The organism is Methylomonas sp. EFPC3, assembly GCF_029643245.1.
Lineage (GTDB): Bacteria > Pseudomonadota > Gammaproteobacteria > Methylococcales > Methylomonadaceae > Methylomonas > Methylomonas koyamae_B.
The window spans coordinates 1,095,999-1,118,048 of the sequence record NZ_CP116398.1 but is presented as its reverse complement, the minus strand read 5'-3'; the positions used below and the strand labels follow the sequence as shown (position 1 = coordinate 1,118,048).

Sequence of the window (22,050 nt, the reverse complement as noted above, 5' to 3'; positions counted from 1 at the left end):
GTATCCGCTCAAACCGCCATCTCTGCCTGCAACAGTTTGATTTGATCCCTGACCCGGGCGGCGTCCTCGAATTCCAGATTCTTGGCATGCTGATACATCTTTTCTTCCAATTGCTTGAGGGTCTTGGCGGCCTGCTTCGGCGTCAACGCTTTGTAATTGCCGGCCGGTTCCGCCACTTTGGCGCGGGCGGTACTGATCGAACCGCCGGAACCGGGAATCGCCAACTCCAGGATGTCGGTGACCGATTTGAACACGGTGCGGGGCTGGATATTATGCTGCTTGTTGAATTCGATCTGCTTCGCCCGCCGCCGTTCGGTTTCGTCGATCGCCTGCTGCATCGAGCCGGTGATTTTGTCGCCGTACAGAATCACTTTACCGTTGGCGTTGCGCGCCGCGCGGCCGATGGTCTGGATCAACGAGGTCAACGAGCGTAAAAAGCCTTCCTTATCGGCATCCAGAATCGCCACCAGCGAGACTTCCGGGATATCCAGACCCTCACGCAACAGGTTGATGCCGACCAATACGTCGAACACCCCCAGCCGCAAATCGCGGATGATTTCCACCCGTTCCACCGTCTCGATATCGGAATGCAGATACCTGACCTTAATACCGTGTTCCATCAGGTAATCGGTCAAATCTTCCGACATGCGCTTGGTCAATGTCGTCACCAACACCCGTTCCTGCACCGCAATCCGCTTGTTGATCTCCGACAGCAAATCGTCGACCTGGCTGGTGGCCGGCCGCACTTCCACGATCGGATCGACCAAGCCGGTCGGACGCACCACTTGCTCGACCACGGCGCCGGCGTGTTCCTTCTCGTAACCGCCCGGCGTGGCCGACACGTAAATCCGCTGCCCGCAAATGCGCTCGAACTCTTCGAAACGTAGCGGCCGGTTATCCAGCGCCGACGGCAGTCTGAAACCGTATTCGACCAAGGTTTCCTTACGCGAACGGTCGCCTTTATACATCGCGCCGATCTGCGGCACCGTGACGTGGCTTTCGTCGATAATGACCAACGCATCTTTCGGTAGATAGTCGAACATAGTCGGCGGCGACTCGCCTTCAGTGCGATTGGACAAATGACGCGAGTAGTTTTCGATGCCGGAGCAGTAGCCGACTTCCATAATCATTTCGATGTCGAACAGCGTGCGCTGCTCCAGCCGCTGGGCTTCGACTAACTTATGGTCTTCGCGCAACTGCGCCAGCCGTTCGACCAATTCCAACTTGATTTTTTCGACCGCACTGAGCAACTGGTCGCGCGGCGTGACGTAATGGCTTTTCGGATACAGCGTGAACCGGGCCAGACGCTGGGTGACCTCGCCGGTCAACGGGTCGAACATCGACAGACGTTCGATCTCGTCGTCGAACAGTTCGATCCGTAGCGCCTGTTCTTCCGATTCGGCCGGAAACACGTCGATCACGTCGCCGCGCACCCGGTAAGTCGCGCGGCGCAGTTCGATATCGTTGCGGGTGTATTGCATTTCCGCCAACCGGCGCAGAATGTCGCGCTGCTTGATCATATCGCCGCGCACCAGATGCAACACCATCTGGAAATAGGATTCCGGCTCGCCCAAGCCATAGATCGCCGACACCGTCGCAACGACGATGGTATCGCGCCGTTCCAGCAAGGCTTTGGTCGCCGACAAGCGCATTTGCTCGATGTGTTCGTTCAGCGAAGCGTCTTTGTCGATGAAGGTATCGGAAGCCGGAATGTAGGCTTCCGGCTGGTAGTAATCGTAATAGGAGACGAAGTACTCGACGCTGTTTTCCGGAAAAAACTCCTTCATCTCGCCGTAAAGCTGGGCTGCCAGGGTTTTGTTCGGCGCCATGATCATCGCCGGCCGTTGCGTCTGCTGTATCACGTTGGCGATGGTGAAGGTTTTGCCGGAACCGGTTACCCCAAGCAGGGTTTGGTGAACTTCGCCGTCGTTAATGCCTTCCACTAATTGTCGAATCGCTGTGGGCTGGTCGCCGGCCGGTTGGTAACGGCTTTGAATTTTGAACGGCTTTGGCTGGAAGCCTTTGCCCTTGACTGACGGCTCTTCCACTGCCAGTACGCCGGATATCGCCGACTGGCTGATCTCCATCCGCCGCTTGTCACTCATGCCGACTTCCTTGCCGAATTGATCCGATTTGTCGAAACCATGATTATTTACAACCCGTTTCCGGGTGGTCGAAGCCCAGCGTATCGAGTTCGGTTTTCGGATGCAAAAAACCCTCGATCGGCGCCACTGCCACCAGCGAGCGCGGCGCGGCCAACAGGATGGGTTGCCGTAACTGGCCGTCCCATTTGCGGAACGACAGCGGCATGCCTTTATAACCTTGCAAGGCAAAGGCATCGGACAAAAGATAATCCTTCAACGCCGGCATCTGGTTGGATTTGGTCCGGATACTAGCCTCGCCGATGGCTCTGACCGCCAGGTAAGCGGCGTAGTCCTGCTCTTCCATCCAACGCCCCGATGCAATCTTGAAACGGTTCTGCAACTGCACCGCACCCCACTGTTCGTGGCTCCGGTGCCAGGCCGTCGCGGTTAGGCCCTGGGTGCCGATCACCGGCCGCGGTTTCCAGGTGCGGTAATCCAGATATTCGCCGAACAGGCCCTGCTCGTCGGCAATTACCAGCACATCGTAATCGTCGACCTGGGTGAAGGTCGGCACGTCGGCTTGGGCCGTGCGGCGGGCGTCGTAATCCTGGTTCCATTCTTTCTCGGCGACGAGCTTCATACCGAAGCGCTTGGCCGCGCGTTTGATCGCGGCCGCGTAGAGTTTGTCTTCCGGCGCCGGGCCTACGACTAAAAACCAATTCTGCCAGCGCTTTTTTAACATGTATTGTGCCAAGGCGTCGGCGCGCATCGCCCGGTTCGGCAAGATGTGCAAGACGTTATGCCGGCAATCCGCGTTGCGCAACTCGTCGCTGCTATTGGCGACATCGAACAGCAGTTTGGTTTTGGCGGTCGGCCGATCGGCCAGTTTATTCAATTGATCGGCCGCGACATTAAGCAACACCAGGTCGGCGTCGATGCCATCGAACAGGGATTGCGGATCGGCGCCGGCCGGGACCAGGATTTTTTTCAGTTCGTATTGCTGGCCGGTAAATTGGCCGGTGGTATTGTTGTCGCTAATCGCCAACTCGGCGCCGAGCTCGCCTTTGTTTGGAATGAACGGGTCCAAGTTGGACAAAGCCGGCGGCGCGACCTGTTCCTGCGCGAAGTACACGATCTTGACGATTTGCTTCGGCGTTTGCTGGGCCGGCGCGGGGGCTGGTTTGGTTTGAGGCTTGGCGGCGGCCGTAGTCGGTTTGGCCTTGGCCGCGACCGGTAGCGGCACACTGCAACAGAATGGAATCAATAGGCCGGCGGCTAAGCGTTGGAGTTTTTTCATGTTTTGCGGCTATCCGTAAAGATCCCGGCATTTTATCGATAAATTGCCAGCAAGCCTAACCGATAATCGTGTGGCTTCTATTGAATTTTACCGGTTTAGGTTCAATACTTAACCACTCCTTGCTTGTGGCATTCGCTATGTCTGATTCGGATTTTTCCATGGATTTTCTCGATCAAGAAATCGATCTTGATAGCGAATGGTCCAACAAACGCACTGCCGTGCGCTATCTGCGCAACGACATCAAAGCGGCCGTAAAAATACACAGCCTTTGGTTTCCGCGTCTGTTTCCGGTATTGTTGCGCGACATCAGCAGCCGCGGCGCCGCGGTCATCACCAGCAAAAAAATTAAAAAAAAAAGCCGGGTTAGCCTGTTTCTGCTATTCGGCGACGGCAGACGGTTCAAGGTCGAAGCCACCGTCGTCCACCATGACGCCGACCAAAACCGCTACGGCATCAAATTCGACAGTCTGAATAGCGAATTGGCCGAACATCTACTTCATACCCAAACCGACTTGAATTTCAGCTAAAGCAAAAATCCATGCCGACACTCAGCCGAATCTATGTCTACCCGGTCAAATCCTTGTCCGGATTCCAGGTTACGCAATGGCCGGTCGATGAAAAAGGTCTGCTGTACGACCGCAAATGGATGCTCATCGACCGCGACCGTCAATTTCTCAGCCAACGGCGTTTACCGCAAATGGCCCTGGTAAAAACCCGGATCGATGCCGACCGCTTGATTCTGTCGGCGCCCGGCAGAAAGGATCTGATATTGCCGTTAACCGCCAGCAGCAGCGAAACCATCGAGGTTACTGTCTGGCATGACCAATGCGGAGCGGAAACCTGCGGTGCCGAAGCCGACGCTTGGCTCAGCGAGTTTTTGCAAACCGATTGTCGCCTGGTATACCAAGCCGCCGGGGACCGCCGCCAAGTCGACCTCAACTATGCGACGGTCGCCGACCAAACGGCGTTCTCCGACGGCTTTCCGTTTTTGCTGGTATCCGAGGGTTCGTTGACGGCCTTGAACCAAGCCATGCAATTGGACTACGACATGGTCCGTTTCCGGCCCAATCTGGTGGTTTCCGGCTGCGACAGTTATGCCGAAGACCGATGGCGGCGGGTCAGCATCAACGGTATCGGTTTCCGGCTGCCCAAACCCTGTTCGCGCTGCCCGGTGCCGACAATCGATCCGGAAACCGCGATTTCCGGCAAAGAACCGTTGGCGACCTTAAGCCGGCTACGCAAATGGCAGAACAAAGTGTATTTCGGGCAAAATGCGTTGCATGACAAATCGGGCAGCCTAGCCGTGGGACAGAGCGTACAGATCGACGAAATTGGGGAGCCTCAGCCGCCTTTGCCTTAACCGGTAACTCACCCGGCAATGGTCGCCGCCGATTTTAAGAACGATTTAAGAAAACGACGTTTAAATTTCCGGCAACCGACGGCATGCCAAATTGGCGTCGACGATTTTTGCATCACAACCAGGACCAAGACTATGTATAAGAAATTACTTGCCATTTCCATCAGCGCCGCGCTGCTGAGCGCTTGTGCCACCAACCCGTATACCGGCCAGTCCGGCATGAGCAATCTGGGCAAAGGCGCCGGCATCGGCGCCGCGGTCGGCGCCGGTGCCGGTACCCTGTTCGGCGGCAACGATTGGAAAAACGCCGGCTTGGGCGCTTTGGCCGGTGCCGCAGTCGGTGCCGGTATCGGTTATTACATGGATAAACAGCAGGAAGAGATGCAGCAATCGCTGCAAGGCACCGGTATCGAAGTGCAGCGTACGGCCGAAAACCAATTGGTATTGAACATGCCCAGCACCAGCGACGTCACCTTCGCCTTCGGTAAATCGGATTTGACGCCGGAGGCGCAACATGCTCTGGATCCGGTCGCCCGGGTACTGAACAACTATCCCGATTCGACGCTTTCGGTCACCGGCCACACCGACGATGTCGGCTCGGATGCCGACAACCAGCGTCTGTCCGAAGCCCGCGCCACCAGCGTCGCCAATTTTCTATCGTCACGCGGCGTGAACCGGATGCGCATCTCGCAACAGGGCATGGGCGAAAGTTCGCCGAAAGTGCCGAACACCAGCGACGCCAACCGGGCCATCAACCGCCGGGTGGAGTTGTCGATCAACGCCAACCAGAACGCTGGCGCCGCCCAGCAAAACCAACAATATCCGCAGCAGAACCAGCCTTACCAACAGCAAGGCTATCCGCAGCAGCAACAGGGTTATCCGCAACAAAATCAGCCGTACCAACAGTATCCGCAGCAAAACCAACCCTACCAGCAACAATACCCGCAGCAGGGCTACCCGCAACAACCGTACCAGCAAGGCTATCCGCAACAGCAGCAATACCAGCAGCCTTACTACCGGCAATAATTCCGCCACGCTGGAGCGTAGATACGAATAAGGCCGGAATTCCGGCCTTATTTTTTATTTAGGGCAGAAAAGTTATCGATTAGACTTCGCCGGCACGAACATCGAATTCGATTTTCCAGCGCTGCTGGTCGCGTCGCGAGACGGCGCGCAATTCCAGCGTCCCGACTTCCGTTACCGCGGCCGATAAGTGTACCGGCACGATTTCACCGGCTTGACGGCCATCTTCCACCGGCAAGGTAATTTCGATTTCGTCCAACTCTTCCAATTCGTCGTCGCTCCATTCGTCGAGACGATCGCCAACCTTGTCTTCGCGCCGGGTTTTGGAACCGAAGAAACGGAAGCGTACCGGCTCGCCGATGACCAAGCCGAATTCGTCGTGCGGCAATTCCTGTTCGCTGCCCTCTTCCATGCCGAAGGGTGCGATACACAACGCCTCTATCGCCGGCGGCAAACCGGGTACCGCCGGCATCGCACTCTCGATGCCGACGTAATAAGCGGCGGCAGTACCGCCTTTGATCCGCACGCCTTTACCTTGGCGCACGAAACCGTAATATGCCGCACCGCGGGCGACCGCCAAATCCAGATCGGCCCCATGCAGCAAGCGGGCTGGAGCGGCCTGTTCGGTCTGCAACCAATTGTTCAATACCGCCATCAGCCGTTCGGCCAACACGCCGGCCTTCAATACACCGCCGTTGAACAACAGCGCGGTCGGGTGCAGGAAGCTGGCGTGTTCGGGCAGCGCGATGGAACTGAACTCGTCGGTCGCCTGACGTTGTCTGGACAGAAAGGCCGCCAGATGCCGGGTAATGCCGGCATCCTGCGCATACGGCAGGCCGACGCTACGCAGACCGCTGCGCGGCCGCGATACCGGTTTATCGCTGGCTTGAGCATGCGGCAAAAAGCCGTCCACCAGGATCCGGTTCAATTCGTCCCGAGTCAGTTCGCTGCGCAAAGTGCCGCCGATCAGCGACGACCCGCGCCCGGCAACCGCAAGCGGCATAGCAGCCAAATCGGGTTGGTTAAACAGTTTTTCTTTGGCTTCGCGGCAGGCATGGGTCAAGGCCTGCAATTGCCAGGGCTCCAATTTTTTGCCGCCGTCGGTTTCCAGCTTGGCCTTAACCGTATACGCCAGCGCCAAATCCATGTTATCGCCGCCGAGCAGAATATGATCGCCGACTGCCACCCGGGTCAATTGCAAATTGCCGTCTTGTTCGGTTACGGCAATCAACGACAAGTCGGTGGTGCCGCCGCCGATATCGACGACCAAAATCACGTCGCCGACTTTGACCTGATTGCGCCAGTCGCCGGCGCTTTTTTCGATCCAACTGTACAAAGCCGCCTGCGGTTCCTCGAGCAACACGGCTTGGCCAAGACCTACTTCGCGCGCGGCTTCCACGGTCAATTCCCGAGCGGCCGGATCGAACGACGCCGGCACCGTGATGGTCAAGTCCTGCTGTTGCAACGGCTGTTCCGGGAAGCGATGATTCCAGGCGTCGCGCAAATGCTGCAAATAGGCTTTGCTGGCGGCGAACGGTGAAATCTTGGCCACGTCTTCCGGCGCGTCGACCGGCAGAATCGCCTGCTTGCAGTCGACGCCGGCATGGCACAGCCAACTCTTGGCGCTGGAAACCAGCCGAATCGGCGTCTTGCCGCCCAGGCTACGGGCGATTTCGCCGACCAGATGCTCGGGTTTGGCGGTCCACGGCAAAGCCGAGGCTCCCTCGGCAATTTCCGCCGGATGAGCGATGTAGGCGAACGAGGCCAGTTGGGCTTTATCTTCAATCACGCCCGGCGAAACCAGTTGCGGCGTATAAAACACTTCCAGTGCCGGACTATCGTCGCCCGCCGCCAAATCGACATAAGACATTACACAATGCGTGGTACCCAAATCGATACCGACCGAATAGCGGGCCGTCATAATTCAACCTCGGCCGCAGTAATGATTTTGGCATTGTGGCCCTCGGTCAGTTTCGGCAAATGCAATTCGGTGACCTGCCAGCCTTTATGCACCAACACGCCGGAGAACGGGGCTTCGCCGACGATATTGCCGGTCAAACGAAATGCGGCGGCGTCGAAGCCTTTGTTCAGGGTCACGCGGCTACCTTCGGCATCCTGACTGACCGGCGCCAACTTGAAGTGCTCGTTGATCACTTTACTGCAGCCTTGATGCACGACGCGCGCCGCGGCGCCTATTTCAGCATCGGCAAACGCACTGACGTCTTCTTTGACGAAATCGAGGAAACGGGCTTCCTTCTGCAACAAACTTAATAACTGTAAAGCCGCATCCGGCGTGGCTTCTTTGAGCACCACCGGTTCCGGGGCCGGCGCCTGAACGATTTTTTCGACTTCGACGATCTTTTCCACCACTTTGATTTGGGGTTCGGGTGCCGCGATCGGCATGTCCGGTTGCCGGGGCGATTTACAGCGGCGCAAGCCCAGCAATACCGATACCAGCACCGCGATCAAAATGAAAGCCAACACAGCCGCGGTTCCGGCTAAGCAAACGTGCCACAAATCGAATGTAGTCGGACGTAACGATAAGTCTATGGTGTAAGTGTTCATGAAAAATGGATATTGGGGGAATACAAAGCGGCAAGCGCAGAACGGCCGAGCCGGCGACCGGATTGCCGGTCGGCTCGGCTAAATCACTGAGGCATGCCGGATTTTTTTGCGGCCTCGGCGTACATCAGTTCCTGCAACAAATTGCGGGTAACTTTGATGCGCATGGTTTTCAAGTGGCGGTCGGCGATGACGCCCGGCACCTGCGCGTCGACATAAACCTGACGCATTTCGGCTAGCGTCGGTTCGCACAATTTGATGATGGCATCGGTCGCGTTGCGGCTTTCCAGCTTGGCAAAATCCGGTTTTTGCATCGTGTCGACTACGCACTTTTTATAATTGAATTGCGCTTTTTGAATTTTTTCGATGGATTCATTGCTTAAGCTGGTTTCGTTCCAGTCTTCTTTGGCCTCTTCGGCATGGGCCAAGCCGGCGGCGAGCATCAGCAAAGCAAACAAACGGTATTTCATGATTTCTTCTCCAATACGGACATGATGGCGAAAAGCGATTTTACGCGATGCCGGCGGAGTTGAACAACGACATGGGCGAATCGCCTGCCTGCGGCCGCCGGCACCGTCTGCTTCGCCGGACTAAGGATGTATCGAGTTATCGCAAATATGGCGAGCTTTGCCGCTTTCCGAGTAGGATTCTGCCGCGACCAGATCCGGTGTCAACCCGGCCAAGCCTTCGCTACACTTTTTGGTCAATTGCATGGCTTTGTTAGCGGAGATTTCCTGACCGAACCCGATCGCCCGTTGTTGAGCTTCGTCGCGCTTGCCCGCGGCGCACAACTGCTTAACGTCGCTACTCAATTGTTTGGCCTGCGATTCCAAAGCTTGCAGCTCGGCTTTGTCGACGTCTTTCATGCAGTTTTGCATCGCTTGAATCTTTTCCAACATCTGCTGTATTTTCGGGTTCGCAGCGGGCTGGGAGACACTCCGGCTATCGGCGGCATTGGCTGCCGCAAGCGCCGGCGCCATCAATACCAGGATCGGCAATAGTCTGTTCATAACAAAGCCTCGGAATAGTGGTTTTTGGGGCCTCCACTGTAGGGCGATAACCCCAAGACCGCAAGTGTCGAGCGCACAAACGGCAATCCGTCTACCCGCACTGCCGCCGCCAGCTCCGGTTTTATCAGGAATCAGAAGACAAGCAGCGGATTTTCAAGGAAAATAGCGCCGTCTTTTCCGTTTGCCGCACTGCATGTACAAATACGAAGGCCTAGTCGTCCACCAAAGCCATGACGACGAGGGTGTGATCGAAGTCGTCGATAACAACGGCGAACGCGCTCTGCATTTCGGTTCGCCTGCCCGGCAAAGCAGTATGTTGATGGCCGATCCGAATCGGCTGCATTCCTTCTACGCCCGGGCGATGATGGCGCTGCTGCTGTTCAACGACGACCCGCGTGATGTGCTGATGATAGGCCTCGGTGGCGGCACTATCGCCAAATTCATGCTGCACCAGTTCCCGGAATGCCGGCTGAAAGTCGTCGAATTCCGCAGCAGTGTGCTAAAAGTGGCCCGCAGCCACTTCGGCCTGCCGTTCAATTCGCGTCTGAAAGTCAAAATCGGTTGCGGTGCAGAGCATGTTCGCCATCAAAGTCAGGAGCTATCGGAGATTCACGACGTGATTATGATCGATGCTTACAGCGAGAGCGGCATGGCACCTGAAGTCGGCAGCCAAAGTTTTTTCGACAATTGCCGCAGTCTGCTGAAACCTGACGGGGTATTGGTGATCAATTTATGGGGTACCGATAAGGCGATGTTTCAGCAAGTTTCCTGGCATTTGGGCAGGATTTACAATTGGCGCATGCTGTTTCTGCCGGTGCGTAACCGTGGCAATATCATCGGCTTCGCTTTCGGCGAAAATTTTCCGAAACTGCAGTTCAAAGCGCTGATAGCCAAAGCCAAAGATCTGGAGCTGCAATACCAACTGGAATTTCCGGTGTTCATGCAAGACTTTAAACGTAACAATCCCAGCCTCCTGCATCGAGTTCTGAAACCATGATCCACAACGCCCCCTACATCTTCGGCTACAAAAAATACTGGGCCCACCGCTTCGGTCCGGCGCCGGAATTGCCGATGAGCCGCGCGGAGATGGACGCGCTGGGTTGGGACGCCTGCGACATCATCCTGGTAACCGGCGACGCCTACGTCGACCATCCGAGTTTTGGCATGGCGGTGATCGGCCGGGTGCTGGAGGCGCAGGGTTTTCGAGTCGGCATCATTTCCCAACCCGATTGGCAAAGCGCCGACGATTTTAGAAAACTAGGCCAGCCCAAGCTGTTCTTCGGCGTTACCGGCGGCAATATGGATTCGATGGTCAACCGCTATACCTCGGACAAGAAAATCCGCTCCAACGACGCTTACACCGCCAACGGCGAAGCCGGCAAGCGCCCGGACCGTGCGGTCAACGTCTACTCGCACCGCTGCCGGGAAGCCTTTAAAAACGTGCCGATCGTCATCGGCGGCATTGAGGCCAGCCTGCGCCGCATCGCCCATTACGACTACTGGTCGGACAAGGTACGCAAGTCGATCTTGCTGGATTCGAAGGCGGATTTGCTGGTGTACGGCAACGCCGAGCGCCAAGTCGTCGAGATTGCGCATCGACTAGCGAAGGGCGAGAGCATTCACGATTTGAAAGGCATCCGCGGCACCGTCCACTTCGTCAAACAAGTGCCGCAAGGCTGGATCGAAAAGGATTCGACCCATTTCGATCAGCCCGGCGCAGCCATCGTGCACCAGAATCCGTATCAGGAAATGCCCAGTTGCGAATCGGCGCCGACATCGGCCGACACTGGGCTGGCGGATAACGAAAAAGTCATCCAATTCAAACCCATCGCCAATAAAAACCGCGCCCAAACCGTGATTCGGCTACCGGATTACGACGCGGTCAAGGACGATCCGATTTTGTACGCCCACGCTTCGCGGGTGATGCACGGCGAAACCAACCCCGGCAACGCCCGCGCCCTGATCCAGCGCCACGATAACCGCGAGGTTTGGATCAATCCGCCGCCGCTGCCGCTGACCACGCCGGAAATGGACGGCGTGTTCGACCTGCCCTATTCGCGGCTACCGCATACCGGCTACGGCAAGGCCAATATTCCGGCCTTCGAAATGATCCAACATTCGGTGCTGATCATGCGTGGCTGTTTCGGCGGCTGCAGCTTTTGTTCGATTACCGAGCACGAAGGCCGCATCATTCAAAACCGTTCGGAAGATTCGATTATCCGCGAGATCGAAGCCATCCGCGATACCTCGCCCAACTTCACCGGCAATATTTCCGACCTGGGCGGGCCCACCGCCAACATGTGGCGCTTGGCCTGCAAGGACCCGAAAATCGAGGCATCCTGCCGCAAGCCGTCTTGCGTTTATCCCGGCATCTGCCAAAACCTGAACACCGATCAGACCCCGCTGGTCAAACTCTACCGCCGCGCCCGCGCCTTACCCGGCATCAAAAAAATCTTCATCGCCTCCGGCCTGCGTTACGACATTGCCGTCGAGACGCCGGAATATGTGAAAGAACTGGTCAGCCACCACGTCGGCGGCTACCTGAAAATCGCCCCGGAACACACCGAACATGGCCCGTTGTCGAAGATGATGAAACCCGGCATGGGCACTTACGACCGCTTCAAGCAGATGTTCGATAAGTACTCGAAAGAAGCCGGCAAGGAACAGTACCTGATCCCGTACTTCATCGCCGCCCACCCCGGCACCGAAGACAAGGACATGTTGAATCTGGCGCTATGGTTGAAACGCAACGGCTTCCGCGCCGATCAGGTGCAGGCATTCTTGCCGTCGCCGATGTCGATTGCCACTGCCATGTACCATTCCGGCAAGGATACCCTGCACAAAATCGGCCGTAACGTCCCGGACATTCCGATTCCGCGCAGCACGAAACAGCGCAAGCTGCACAAGGCCTTTCTACGCTACCACGACCCGAAAAACTGGCCGCTATTACGGGAAGCGTTGAAGGAAATGGGCCGGGCGGACTTGATCGGCAATGGCAAGCAGCATTTGGTGCCGAGTTTTCAACCGAAAACCGACGCCGAACCGGTGAACAAACCGGCCAAAGCACAGACCTTTAAGACCAAGCACACCGGCTTCGATAACGCGAATAACAAACACGAGCAGCGCCGAAAGCATACTCCGCGCAGCAATCAAAGCGGCCAGGGTGCGCCGAAGCGCTCTGAAAAGCGGCGTTAGCGCTTCAATGCGGGTTTGTGACATCGCAAAAACGAATGCCAAACAAGCCCAAGCAAACGCTTACGGGCAGCGCTACAATCATCAGAATTTAGGTTGAAGCTACATCTCCCATGTCCAACGCATACCCGCCGCAAGACCTGTTACGTTTTGTCTACAGGCTTACCGCCGAAGATTACACTTGCGCGGAATTTCTCGTCGAAATCCACAAACCGACCATGACCTTAGTTCCGGCGGCTGAGGCACCCTACCCGTATTGGACCGAATTGAGCTACCACCAATGCCAAAACTGCCCGCTGCACGCCGCCCAAACGCCGCATTGCCCGGTAGCCGTCAATCTGGCGCCGCTATTGGAGTTGTGCGGCCATTTGGTGTCGCATAAACCGATGAGCGTCGAAGTCATCACCGACAGACGCACGATTCACTGCAAAACCACGGCGCAACACATTGCCAGTTCGATTCTGGGTTTGATCATGGCCACCAGCCCCTGCCCGCACACCGAATATCTGAAGCCGATGGCGCGCTTTCATCTGCCTTTGGCCGATCAGGACGAAACCATTTATCGAGTGACTGCCACCTTTTTGTTAGCACAATATTTTCGCCGCCAGGACGGTTTGCCCTATTCGCTGGAGCTCGACGAATTACTGAAAATCTATCGAAACCTACAAGTCGTCAACCAGCACCTGACGCAGCGTCTGAAAGCCGGAATTAGCGAAGACGCCGCTGTCAACGGCGTGATTTTGCTGGATTTGCTGTCCAAAACGGTTTCCTGGTCGATAGAAGACGGCCTGGAGGAAATCAGCTATTTGTTCGACAGTTACCGCAAACCGCTGCAACCGCCACCGGAAACCTGAGCCGCCATCATGTCCAAAATTCTGGATCTATCCGCCCTGCTGCTTTATTGCGCATTGATTTTCTGGCTTTCCGACCAAACCAAACTGCCCGACCACGCGCTGGTCGAGAACCAGGACAAGCTCGACCATTTCCTGGCCTATTTCGCGATGGCGGTGTTTGCTTGGCGCTACTTCGCCCATTTCTCGGTGCCGCGCCACTGGCACTTCGTCATCGGCACGATATTTTGCAGCTTATACGGCCTATCCGACGAATGGCACCAATCCTTTGTCGTCGGCCGTGAATCGAGCGCACTGGATTGGTTGGCCGATTCTTTGGGCGGCTTGTGCGGCAGCCTGTCCTGCTATTGGTACGTTCAGCGTCACACCCGGCGGCGTTCGCCAGGCTGATTCCACGAGTCTGCGGACCTAGCCGACCAACACATCTTTGCTTTACCTGGCAAGCGTCCAGCGCCGCGGCCGCTTACGTTATAATGCCGGTTTGATCTTTAATTGCGTCATTTCAGTTCGGACGCAACATTTACCGCGAAACCTATCAGAATCTCCATGGAAGTCCCAGAATATAAGCGCCGCAGAACCTTTGCCATCATCTCGCATCCCGACGCCGGTAAAACCACCATCACCGAAAAACTGCTGCTGTTCGGCGGCGCGATTCAGTTGGCCGGCTCGGTCAAGGGCCGCAAGGCGGCGCGCCACGCCACCTCCGACTGGATGGAAATGGAAAAGGAACGCGGGATTTCGGTCACCACCTCGGTGATGCAGTTCGAGCACAACGGCGCGATTGTGAACCTGCTTGACACACCGGGCCACGAAGATTTTTCGGAAGACACCTACCGCACGCTGACCGCGGTCGACTCCGCATTGATGGTGATCGACGTTGCCAAGGGCGTTGAGGACAGGACCATCAAATTGATGGAAGTCTGCCGCTTGCGTGACACGCCGATCCTGACCTTCATCAACAAACTGGACCGCGAAGGCCGCGAGCCTATCGAGCTGCTCGACGAAGTGGAAAGCGTGCTGAAAATCGAATGTGCGCCGATGACTTGGCCGATCGGTATGGGCAAGCGCTTCAAAGGCGTCTACCAGTTATACAAGGACGAGATTTTGCTGTTCAACCCGCAGCACGGCGGCAAAATTGCGGAATCTACCCTAATCAAGGGCTTGAACAACCCGCAACTCGATCAGCTCCTCGGTTTGCAGGCTGACGAATTGCGCGAGGAAATCGACTTGGTAAAAGGCGCCAGCCACGAATTCGATCTGGAAAAATATCTGCGGGGTGAACAAACTCCGGTGTTTTTCGGTTCGGCGATCAACAACTTCGGCATCGTCGAGTTGCTCGACGCCTTCGCCGAATTCGCGCCGCCGCCGCGTCCGCGCCAAGCCGAGCAACGCTTGGTGGAACCGAGCGAAGACAAATTCACCGGCTTCGTATTCAAGATTCAGGCCAACATGGACCCGGCTCACCGCGATCGCGTCGCTTTCATGCGCATCAGTTCCGGCAAATTCGATAAGGGCATGAAGATGCACCACGTCCGCATCGGCAAGAGCATCCAGGTGGCCAATGCGATTACGTTCCAGGCCGACAGCCGCAAGAACGTCGAGGAAGCCTATCCCGGCGACATCATCGGCCTGCACAACCACGGCACGATCCAGGTCGGCGACACCTTCACCCAAGGCGAGAACCTGAAATTCGGCGGCATCCCTTACTTCGCCCCGGAATTGTTCCGCCGCGTGGTATTGAAAGACCCCCTGCGCGCCAAGGCGCTGCAAAAAGGCTTGGTGCAGTTAACCGAGGAAGGCGCCACCCAGTTGTTCAAACCGCTGAAAAACAACGACTTGATTCTGGGCGCGGTGGGTATTCTGCAGTTCGATGTCACCGCCCACCGCTTGAAGCACGAATACAACGTCGAATGCGTTTACGACGCCTCGCCGATCAATACCGTACGCTGGGTCAGCTCGGCCAATCCGGCCAAACTGGAAGAGTTCAGGAACAAGGTCTTCGAAAATCTGGCCGAGGACGGCGGCGGTTATTTGGTGTATCTGGCCACCAGCCGGGTCAATCTGCAATTGACGGAAGAACGCTGGCCTGACATCCACTTCAGCGCCACCCGCGAACTGTAAACCGCCAGACACAAAAAAGGGGCCAAAAGGCCCCTTTTTCTTATCCGTGAAAACTTATTTCGCGGCTTCGGCGATTTTATTGAAAGCCTCTACCCGTTGTTTGCCCAAGTTGGCCAGTTCAATACCGTTTTCGACGATCATTTGAATCAAACCCGGCGTGTTGTAAACGATTTTGCCCAGGTAAGCAACCGCAGGTACCGCTATGATTGCGCCGAACACAGTACCGATACCCAGCACGCTCAAGGCTTTGGTAATCAATACCACGATATCCAGCGGCAATAGAATCATGGTGCCGAAATAAACCAGCACGATGAATGTAAACAAGGCAAACACCACGAATTGCAGCAGCCTGACCAGCACAACATTTAGGTTTTTCATGATCAATATTTCTCGATTGAATGGGGATTCTTTTGCACTTATAAGCAACGGCCTTGATTTCTATCGTATTTTCCGCCGCTTGCTAACGTCGGCATTATAAAATAAAACCCCTAGCGTTTTCTCTACTTTTTGCCCGCAACCGGCGCTATTCGGCGCTCAAATCCTGTTGTGCCGGCTTATTGTCGATGAATAGCGGATGCAACAGCGCCCCGGCCGCAAAACCGCCCAGATGCGACCACCAGGCCGAGTCCACTGCGACGTTGTCGAACACCGCCGCGGTGAAAGCGTCGCCCAATTGCACGATCACCCAAAACCCGAGAAAGGCAATCGCCGGCACGTGAAAAAACAGCGGATAAAATAGGATCGGCACCAGAATCACCACCGTCGCGTAAGGGAAGCGCACAAAATAGGCGCCCAATACCCCGGCAATCGCCCCGGAAGCGCCAACCACCGGCACCGCCATGGTCGGATAAAAATACCATTGGGTATAAGTCGCGATCAGCCCGCACAAGATGTAAAACACCACAAAGCGTTTATGCCCCATCAAATCTTCGATGTTGTCGGCGAAGATCCACAAAAACACCATGTTCATCAACAGGTGCAAAAAGCCGCCGTGTAAAAACAAGCTGGTCAGAAACGACAAATAGTGGTCCGGTGGCAGACCGAAGGCATAAGCCCAATCCGGGTTGGAATAACGAATCGGCACCATGCCGTACATGTAAGCGAAGTGCTGGCCGACTTCGTCGGGCATCAGCAGCATCATCAAATACACCGCGACGCACAAGGCCATCACGCCCCAAGTGACGTAAGGCTTAGTCTGGCAAGGTATCGAATCGCGAATCGGTATCATCGTTTGCCCTCTTGGTTATGGTTTATCCAGCGCCGCTGTTAATAGCTGTCGCTCCATTGCTTTTCCAGGCGCTGCACCGACACCGGAAATGCCGTTTTCAATTGTTGGGCGAATATGGACACCCGCAGTTCCTCCAGCGCCCAGCGAAAAGTTTCCCGCTCCGGCGTTGGCGTGACGGTCTTGCTCTGCTTCGCTATGTATTGCCAGTAGCGTTGGTTCAACCGTTGCAAACCCTGTACCTCGGCCGAGTCCGGTTTTTGCTTGTCCAAACGACATTCCACCGCTTTCAAATAGCGGGAGACGGACAGCAATTGCCCCGCCGGCGTGTACCGCAAAAAGCCTTTGTGTACCAGCAAGCTTAGTTGTTGTTCGATCTCTTCGCGCAAGCCCGGCGCCACAGCCGGTTGCTGCAGGCGCCTGCTCAATGTTTGATAGTGTGCCAGGATTTCGCCGATCTGCTTGCCGGCCTGCGTCATGGTCGACATTAATGTCGACTTTTTCGTCGCCAGAATAGACTCGAATTGCTGTTGCGTGCGAATCGTCTGGCCTTCGACGAACGCCGCGGCAAAGATTGCATACAACACATCCTCCTTGAAATCGCCGCCGACGCGGTCTTTCAACAGCGGATGCGCCGGAAGTTGGTTATAGGCCAGTTGCAAGGCCGGCGATACGCCGTGATTTTTTAAAATGTATTGCGCGTCTTTTTTGCAGACCAATTGATACAGCTTGACCAAGCCGTCAAAGTGGGCCAGCTCGGCCTTGTGCTGGGTTTCCAGAATCTTCACGCCAACCGTCTGACCTTCATCCAAAATCGCCGGAAAACCGATGAAGCTCTGGCCCTTTTGCATGAACTGCCAGGTCTCCGGCAAATCGTCAAACACCCAGGCGATACAGCCAGTGTGGTTCATTTCTTCCTGCGCCAGCTTGTCGAAACTGTCACCGGCCTTGGTGGCGAACTGAGCCTGCAATTTGGCCAGATTGCGGCCGTAACCAATGGCGCGGCCGGCATCGTCCACCACCCGAAAGTTCATTTTCAAATGCTCGGGCAAGGCGTCCGGCTGCCACTCGTTGAGCGGAATCGCCTCGCCGGTTAACTTGCGCAAGCGGTTACTCAGCCATTCGTACAGCGAACCTTTGAAATCCGGCTCGATTTCCAGACAAGCCTTGGCGGTGTTCGGCACCGGCACGAAATGTTTGCGCAGATGCTTGGGCAGGCCCTTGATCAATGCCACGACCTTTTCCTCCAGCATACCCGGCACCAGCCAATCGAACGGGGTTTGCCGAATCTGGTTGAGCTGGTGTACCGGCACGATCGCGGTAACGCCGTCCTCGTCGTGGCCTGGCTCGAAGCGGTAATGCAACTCGATGGTCAAATCGCCAACTTTCTTGCTGTCCGGAAAATCCCAGTCGTTGATTTGGTTGTCGTCGGTGCGGGTCAGGTCTTCTTTGGTCAGGAACAGAATCTTGGGATTGTCGCGCTCGACCTGCTTGCGCCACTGGTCCAAGGTGATGCCGCTGACGATCTCGGTTGGCAGTTTCTTGTCGTAAAACTGGTACAGCCATTCCTCATCCTCGATCAAATCGACGCGGCGGCCCTTGTGCTGGATATAACCCACCTCCTCCAGCAGTTTTTCGTTAGCTTTAAAAAACGGCGCGTTGGAATGGTAGTCCTGATTCACCAGCGCATGGCGGATGAACATCTCCCGCGCCGCCTTGGCATCAACGTTCTCGTAAGGCACCTTGCGCTTGGCCGTCAGGGTCAAGCCGTACAACAAGGTTCGCTCGAACACACCGCAACGGCCGGCGTTTTTCTCCCAATGCGGGTCGTAATAATTGCGCTTGACCAAGTGCTGGGCGCAAGCCTCAATCCATTCCGGCTCGATCTTGGCGACGGTGCGGGCGTAGACCTTGCTGGTCTCGACCTGCTCGGCGGCCATGATCCACTTCGGCCGCGCCTTGTGTTGGCCGGAACCGGGGAAGATGAAAAACTTCAGGCCGCGCGCGCCCAGGTATTCATATTGCTCATGCCTGAAGCCGATATTCGACAGCAAACCCGGCAGCAAGGCCATGTGGATTTGCTCGTAGTTGGCCGGGTTGCCGGCGGTCTTCAGGCCCAAATCGCCGCGCGCCACCTGCATGATCTGGGTGTGAATGTCATGCCACTCGCGCATCCGAATGTAGGACAGAAAATTGTCCTGACAGTATTTGCGCAGCTTGCTGTTGGTCAAATGCTTTTTCTGTTCCTCGAAAGCATTCCACAGGTTCAACAGCGTCAAAAAGTCGGAATCCTCGGCCTTGAATTGGGCGTGCTTGGCTTCGGCCTGGGGCAATTTATCGGCCGGCTTGTCGCGCGGGTCCTGGATGCTGAGCGCCGAAACGATGATCGCCACTTCGTGCAACGAACCCAATTGCGCCGCGGCCAGCAGCATCCGCGCCAGTTTCGGGTCGGTGGGAATCTTCGCCAATTGCCGGCCCGTTTCCGTAAGATTACCCTGCTTGTCCAGCGCATCGACTTCGAACAACGAGGTCTTGCCGTCGCGGACCATCTTCTCGTCGGGCGGCTCGACGAACGGGAATTCCTCGATGTCGCCCAGCTTCAAGGCCGCCATCTGCAAGATCACTGACGACAGATTGGTTCTTAAAATCTCCGGATCGGTAAATTCCGGCCGCGCCAGATAATCCTCCTTCGAATACAGCCGGATGCAGATACCTTCCGCGACCCGGCCGCAACGCCCTGCCCGTTGGTTGGCACTGGCTTGCGAGATGCGCTCGATCGGCAAACGCTGAATCTTGCTTTTAGCGCTGTAGCGGCTGATGCGAGCATGGCCGGAATCGATCACGCAACGAATGCCCGGCACGGTCAATGAAGTCTCGGCAACGTTGGTGGCCAGCACGATGCGCGGCTTGTTGCCGGACGGTTTGAACACCCGCTCCTGCTCGGCCACGCTGAGTTTGGAATACAGCGGCAACACCTCGTAGCGGCCATTGTTATGCGACTTGCGCAAGGATTCTGTGGTTTCACGAATCTCGTGCTCGCCGCTGAGAAAGATCAGAATGTCGCCGCGCAAATCCCGGTACAGCTCGTCCACCGCATCCAGAATCGCTTGTTGCAAGTCGGCGTCGGTTTCGTCGTCTTCCTCGATCAACTCAATCGGTCGGTAGCGAATGTCCACCGGATAAGTGCGGCCGGAGACGTTGACGATAGGCGCGCCGTTGAAATGCTTGGCAAAGCGCTCCGGGTCGATGGTCGCGGAAGTAATCACCACCTTCAAATCCGACCGCTTCGGCAACAGCCAGCGCAGATAACCCAGCAAAAAGTCGATATTCAGACTGCGCTCGTGCGCCTCGTCGATGATCAGCGTGTCGTACTGGTTCAGATAGCGGTCGTTCTGGGTCTCGGCCAGCAAAATACCGTCGGTCATCAACTTGATCAGCGAATTCGGCGCGGTCTGGTCGTGAAAGCGCACCTTGTAGCCAACCGTGTTGCCGATGGCCTGGCCCAGTTCCTCGGCGATGCGGTCGGCCACGGTGCGCGCCGCGATCCTTCTCGGCTGGGTGTGGCCTATCATGCCGGTTATGCCGCGACCGATCTCCAGACAAATCTTCGGCAACTGCGTGGTCTTACCGGAGCCGGTCTCGCCGCAGACAATGGTGACCTGATTGTTCCTGATCAGCTCGGCGATCTCGTCCTTCTTGCCGCTGACCGGTAAATCGGGGTACACAATCGCCGGTACCGAGGCGCGGCGCTGGTTGCAGCGACTGACCGAACGCTCGATTTTCTCCGCCAGTTGCTGGACTTGCCCCCAGACATCCTTACCCTTCCCCGATTCGCCGCGCAGCCGGTCAAGCTGGCGTTTCAGAGCGTGGCGGTCAGCGCTCATGGTTTGGTTTAGTTGGTGGGACAGGCGTCTTAGGTCGGGCTGAACGGACATGCTCTAGAATCGATACCAAAAAACCGCCATTATAAAGCGCTGGCTGGATCTACAGACCACAATTGCATTGCCTTGAGTTGGCTGGAGGTAGCTTGACCTGTAAACTCAGCCGTTAGCAAACCATTCGGACAAGAACCGTACGCTCGACTATCGCAATCAAAACCTGAAAGGCCGCTCGTTTCGCGGCAAAAATCTGGCGGGCGCCGATTTCAGCGGCGCCAAGCTGCAAGGCTCGGATTTTCGCGGAGCAGATTTGACTGAGGCCACTTTCGTCAGCGTTAAAACCGGAGTTACTTGGACGAACAGCATCAGTAAATTCGTACCCGGTATATTCGCTGGCGCCTCTTCCTGCCTTTTATCCGTGTTTTCTACGGGAATTTTGCTAACACTTGCCAAAGAAGTTCTCAAGGCATCCCATCGGGAAAACTCCGAAATCAATTTAGTCGTGATATTGGCCATTCTCAGCTTGGTCACTATCAGCGGCGTGCTACTGTCTCTAAACCGGCAACAATGGAAGCCGTTGTGGATCAGTCAACTTGTGATCATGTTGGGGACGGGAACAATAGCGGGAACGGGAGCGGCAGTGGGAGCGGGATTGATAGCGCCAGCGCCAGCGGTAGCGGGAGTGGCAATGGGAGTGGTGGCGGGAGCAGCAGCGCCTGTGGCAGCGGCAACAGGAGCGTTTGTGGTTGTGGTAGCGGGACGGGGAACGATAGATGTAGATGTAGTGGTATCAGTAGCGGTTGCCTTCGCGTGGATAGGACTAGGCTGGTATTTGAATTGGCGCGGTTTTAAACACGAAGAAGCCCTGCTGCTGCCGTTACGCCGGTTGATCCTAGCTTGGCAAAGTTGGGGCGGCAGCGATTTTCGGGGTGCAAACTTGAATAACGCCGATTTCCGTCAGGCTAATTTGCGCCAAGCGCGTTTTAACGACACTGCTCTGATCGGCTGTCGCTGGCAGCAGGCTAAAAATCTACATTTGGCCGATTTTCGCCGGACGCTTCTGGAATCGAAAGCGGCACGACTGTTATTGGGCCAAGGCGACATCGGCGATTGCAATTTTGCCCACGCCAATCTGCGCGGTGCGGTTTTGGCTGGCCTGGACTTGACCGGAGTCAATTTTCATCACACCGACCTCAGCCAGGCCGATTTGCGCGCCTGCCTTTTACGCGACGCCGATTTGAGCGAAGCGATGGCTTTGACCACCGATTTCAGCGAAGCCGAATTTACCGGCGCGATTCTGGAAAAACTGGAACGTCGACAAAACCACCCGCTTCGACGGCGCTCAAGCCCGTTTTGTTTATCTAAAACGTGACAAATCCGAAAACAACCCGCCGCAAGGCGAATTCGGCCCCGGCGACTTCGCCAAGCTATACCAGGAAATCGCCAACAC

18 protein-coding genes are annotated in these 22,050 nt (G+C 56.2%); 9 read left to right on the top strand and 9 right to left on the bottom strand.

Annotation, left to right across the window (positions count from 1 at the left end; translation table 11 throughout):
* Window positions 1-8: 8 nt before the first annotated feature.
* Together uvrB and PL263_RS04980 are read right to left on the bottom strand one after the other, a co-directional pair.
* Window positions 9-2,105, bottom strand: coding sequence for an excinuclease ABC subunit UvrB (uvrB, locus tag PL263_RS04985; RefSeq protein ID WP_260839216.1), 2,097 nt, complete (start codon window positions 2,103-2,105; stop codon window positions 9-11).
* Window positions 2,106-2,148: 43 nt separating this feature from the next.
* Complete coding sequence (locus tag PL263_RS04980) at window positions 2,149-3,381, bottom strand: ABC transporter substrate-binding protein (RefSeq protein WP_278211964.1); 1,233 nt, start codon at window positions 3,379-3,381, stop codon at window positions 2,149-2,151.
* A 137-nt stretch (window positions 3,382-3,518) separates the two neighbouring features.
* Between PL263_RS04980 and PL263_RS04975 the strand changes: the two genes are divergently transcribed.
* The 3 genes from PL263_RS04975 (at window position 3,519) to PL263_RS04965 (ending at window position 5,764) form a co-directional block, all read left to right on the top strand.
* Window positions 3,519-3,908, top strand: coding sequence for a PilZ domain-containing protein (locus PL263_RS04975; RefSeq protein WP_278211963.1), 390 nt, complete (start codon window positions 3,519-3,521; stop codon window positions 3,906-3,908).
* Between the two features lie 11 nt (window positions 3,909-3,919).
* Window positions 3,920-4,741, top strand: a complete 822-nt coding sequence (locus PL263_RS04970) for an MOSC N-terminal beta barrel domain-containing protein (protein ID WP_278211962.1) — start codon at window positions 3,920-3,922, stop codon at window positions 4,739-4,741.
* A gap of 132 nt (window positions 4,742-4,873) precedes the next feature.
* Window positions 4,874-5,764, top strand: coding sequence for an OmpA family protein (locus tag PL263_RS04965; RefSeq protein WP_140911296.1), 891 nt, complete (start codon window positions 4,874-4,876; stop codon window positions 5,762-5,764).
* 79 nt (window positions 5,765-5,843) lie between these two features.
* Here the strand turns inward: PL263_RS04965 and PL263_RS04960 are convergent, their stop codons facing one another.
* From PL263_RS04960 to PL263_RS04945, 4 genes are all read right to left on the bottom strand, one after another.
* Window positions 5,844-7,682 carry an Hsp70 family protein gene (locus PL263_RS04960; RefSeq protein ID WP_278211960.1) on the bottom strand — a complete coding sequence of 613 codons (1,839 nt, stop codon included), beginning with the start codon at window positions 7,680-7,682 and terminating at the stop codon, window positions 5,844-5,846.
* Complete coding sequence (locus PL263_RS04955; RefSeq protein ID WP_278211959.1) at window positions 7,679-8,326, bottom strand: DUF2760 domain-containing protein; 648 nt, start codon at window positions 8,324-8,326, stop codon at window positions 7,679-7,681. Before PL263_RS04955 ends, PL263_RS04960 begins: the two co-directional genes overlap by 4 nt.
* 83 nt (window positions 8,327-8,409) lie before the next feature.
* Window positions 8,410-8,793 carry a hypothetical protein gene (locus tag PL263_RS04950; protein ID WP_278211958.1) on the bottom strand — a complete coding sequence of 128 codons (384 nt, stop codon included), beginning with the start codon at window positions 8,791-8,793 and terminating at the stop codon, window positions 8,410-8,412.
* A 120-nt stretch (window positions 8,794-8,913) separates the two neighbouring features.
* On the bottom strand, window positions 8,914-9,333 hold the full coding sequence (locus PL263_RS04945; protein WP_278211957.1) for a hypothetical protein: 420 nt from the start codon (window positions 9,331-9,333) through the stop codon (window positions 8,914-8,916).
* Between the two features lie 193 nt (window positions 9,334-9,526).
* On the opposite strand from PL263_RS04945, the gene PL263_RS04940 reads away from it, so the two are divergent.
* From PL263_RS04940 to PL263_RS04920, 5 genes are all read left to right on the top strand, one after another.
* Window positions 9,527-10,330: a spermine synthase gene (locus PL263_RS04940; protein WP_278211956.1), complete on the top strand. Its 804-nt coding sequence runs from the start codon at window positions 9,527-9,529 to the stop codon at window positions 10,328-10,330.
* The gene (locus PL263_RS04935) at window positions 10,327-12,528 is read left to right on the top strand and encodes a YgiQ family radical SAM protein (protein WP_278211955.1); all 2,202 of its coding nucleotides are present in this window, start codon (window positions 10,327-10,329) and stop codon (window positions 12,526-12,528) included. The genes PL263_RS04940 and PL263_RS04935 overlap by 4 nt, the downstream gene beginning before the upstream one ends.
* 110 nt (window positions 12,529-12,638) lie before the next feature.
* Complete coding sequence (locus tag PL263_RS04930; RefSeq protein WP_278211954.1) at window positions 12,639-13,379, top strand: hypothetical protein; 741 nt, start codon at window positions 12,639-12,641, stop codon at window positions 13,377-13,379.
* Between the two features lie 9 nt (window positions 13,380-13,388).
* Window positions 13,389-13,766 (top strand): VanZ family protein, encoded by a 378-nt coding sequence (locus PL263_RS04925; protein WP_278211952.1) that lies wholly within the window; start codon window positions 13,389-13,391, stop codon window positions 13,764-13,766.
* A 156-nt stretch (window positions 13,767-13,922) separates the two neighbouring features.
* Entirely contained in the window at window positions 13,923-15,497 is a 1,575-nt protein-coding gene (locus PL263_RS04920) for a peptide chain release factor 3 (protein WP_278211951.1), read from the top strand.
* A gap of 54 nt (window positions 15,498-15,551) precedes the next feature.
* On the opposite strand, the gene PL263_RS04915 is transcribed toward PL263_RS04920, so the two are convergent.
* From PL263_RS04915 to hrpA, 3 genes are all read right to left on the bottom strand, one after another.
* The gene (locus PL263_RS04915) at window positions 15,552-15,875 is read right to left on the bottom strand and encodes a hypothetical protein (protein WP_140911289.1); all 324 of its coding nucleotides are present in this window, start codon (window positions 15,873-15,875) and stop codon (window positions 15,552-15,554) included.
* 145 nt (window positions 15,876-16,020) lie between these two features.
* Window positions 16,021-16,725 carry a rhomboid family intramembrane serine protease gene (locus PL263_RS04910; protein ID WP_278211950.1) on the bottom strand — a complete coding sequence of 235 codons (705 nt, stop codon included), beginning with the start codon at window positions 16,723-16,725 and terminating at the stop codon, window positions 16,021-16,023.
* Between the two features lie 38 nt (window positions 16,726-16,763).
* Window positions 16,764-20,657 (bottom strand): ATP-dependent RNA helicase HrpA, encoded by a 3,894-nt coding sequence (gene hrpA / locus PL263_RS04905; RefSeq protein ID WP_278211949.1) that lies wholly within the window; start codon window positions 20,655-20,657, stop codon window positions 16,764-16,766.
* A 775-nt stretch (window positions 20,658-21,432) separates the two neighbouring features.
* On the opposite strand from hrpA, the gene PL263_RS04900 reads away from it, so the two are divergent.
* A complete protein-coding gene (locus PL263_RS04900; protein WP_278211948.1) occupies window positions 21,433-21,972 on the top strand; it encodes a pentapeptide repeat-containing protein in 540 nt (179 codons plus the stop codon).
* Window positions 21,973-22,050: the final 78 nt, after the last annotated feature.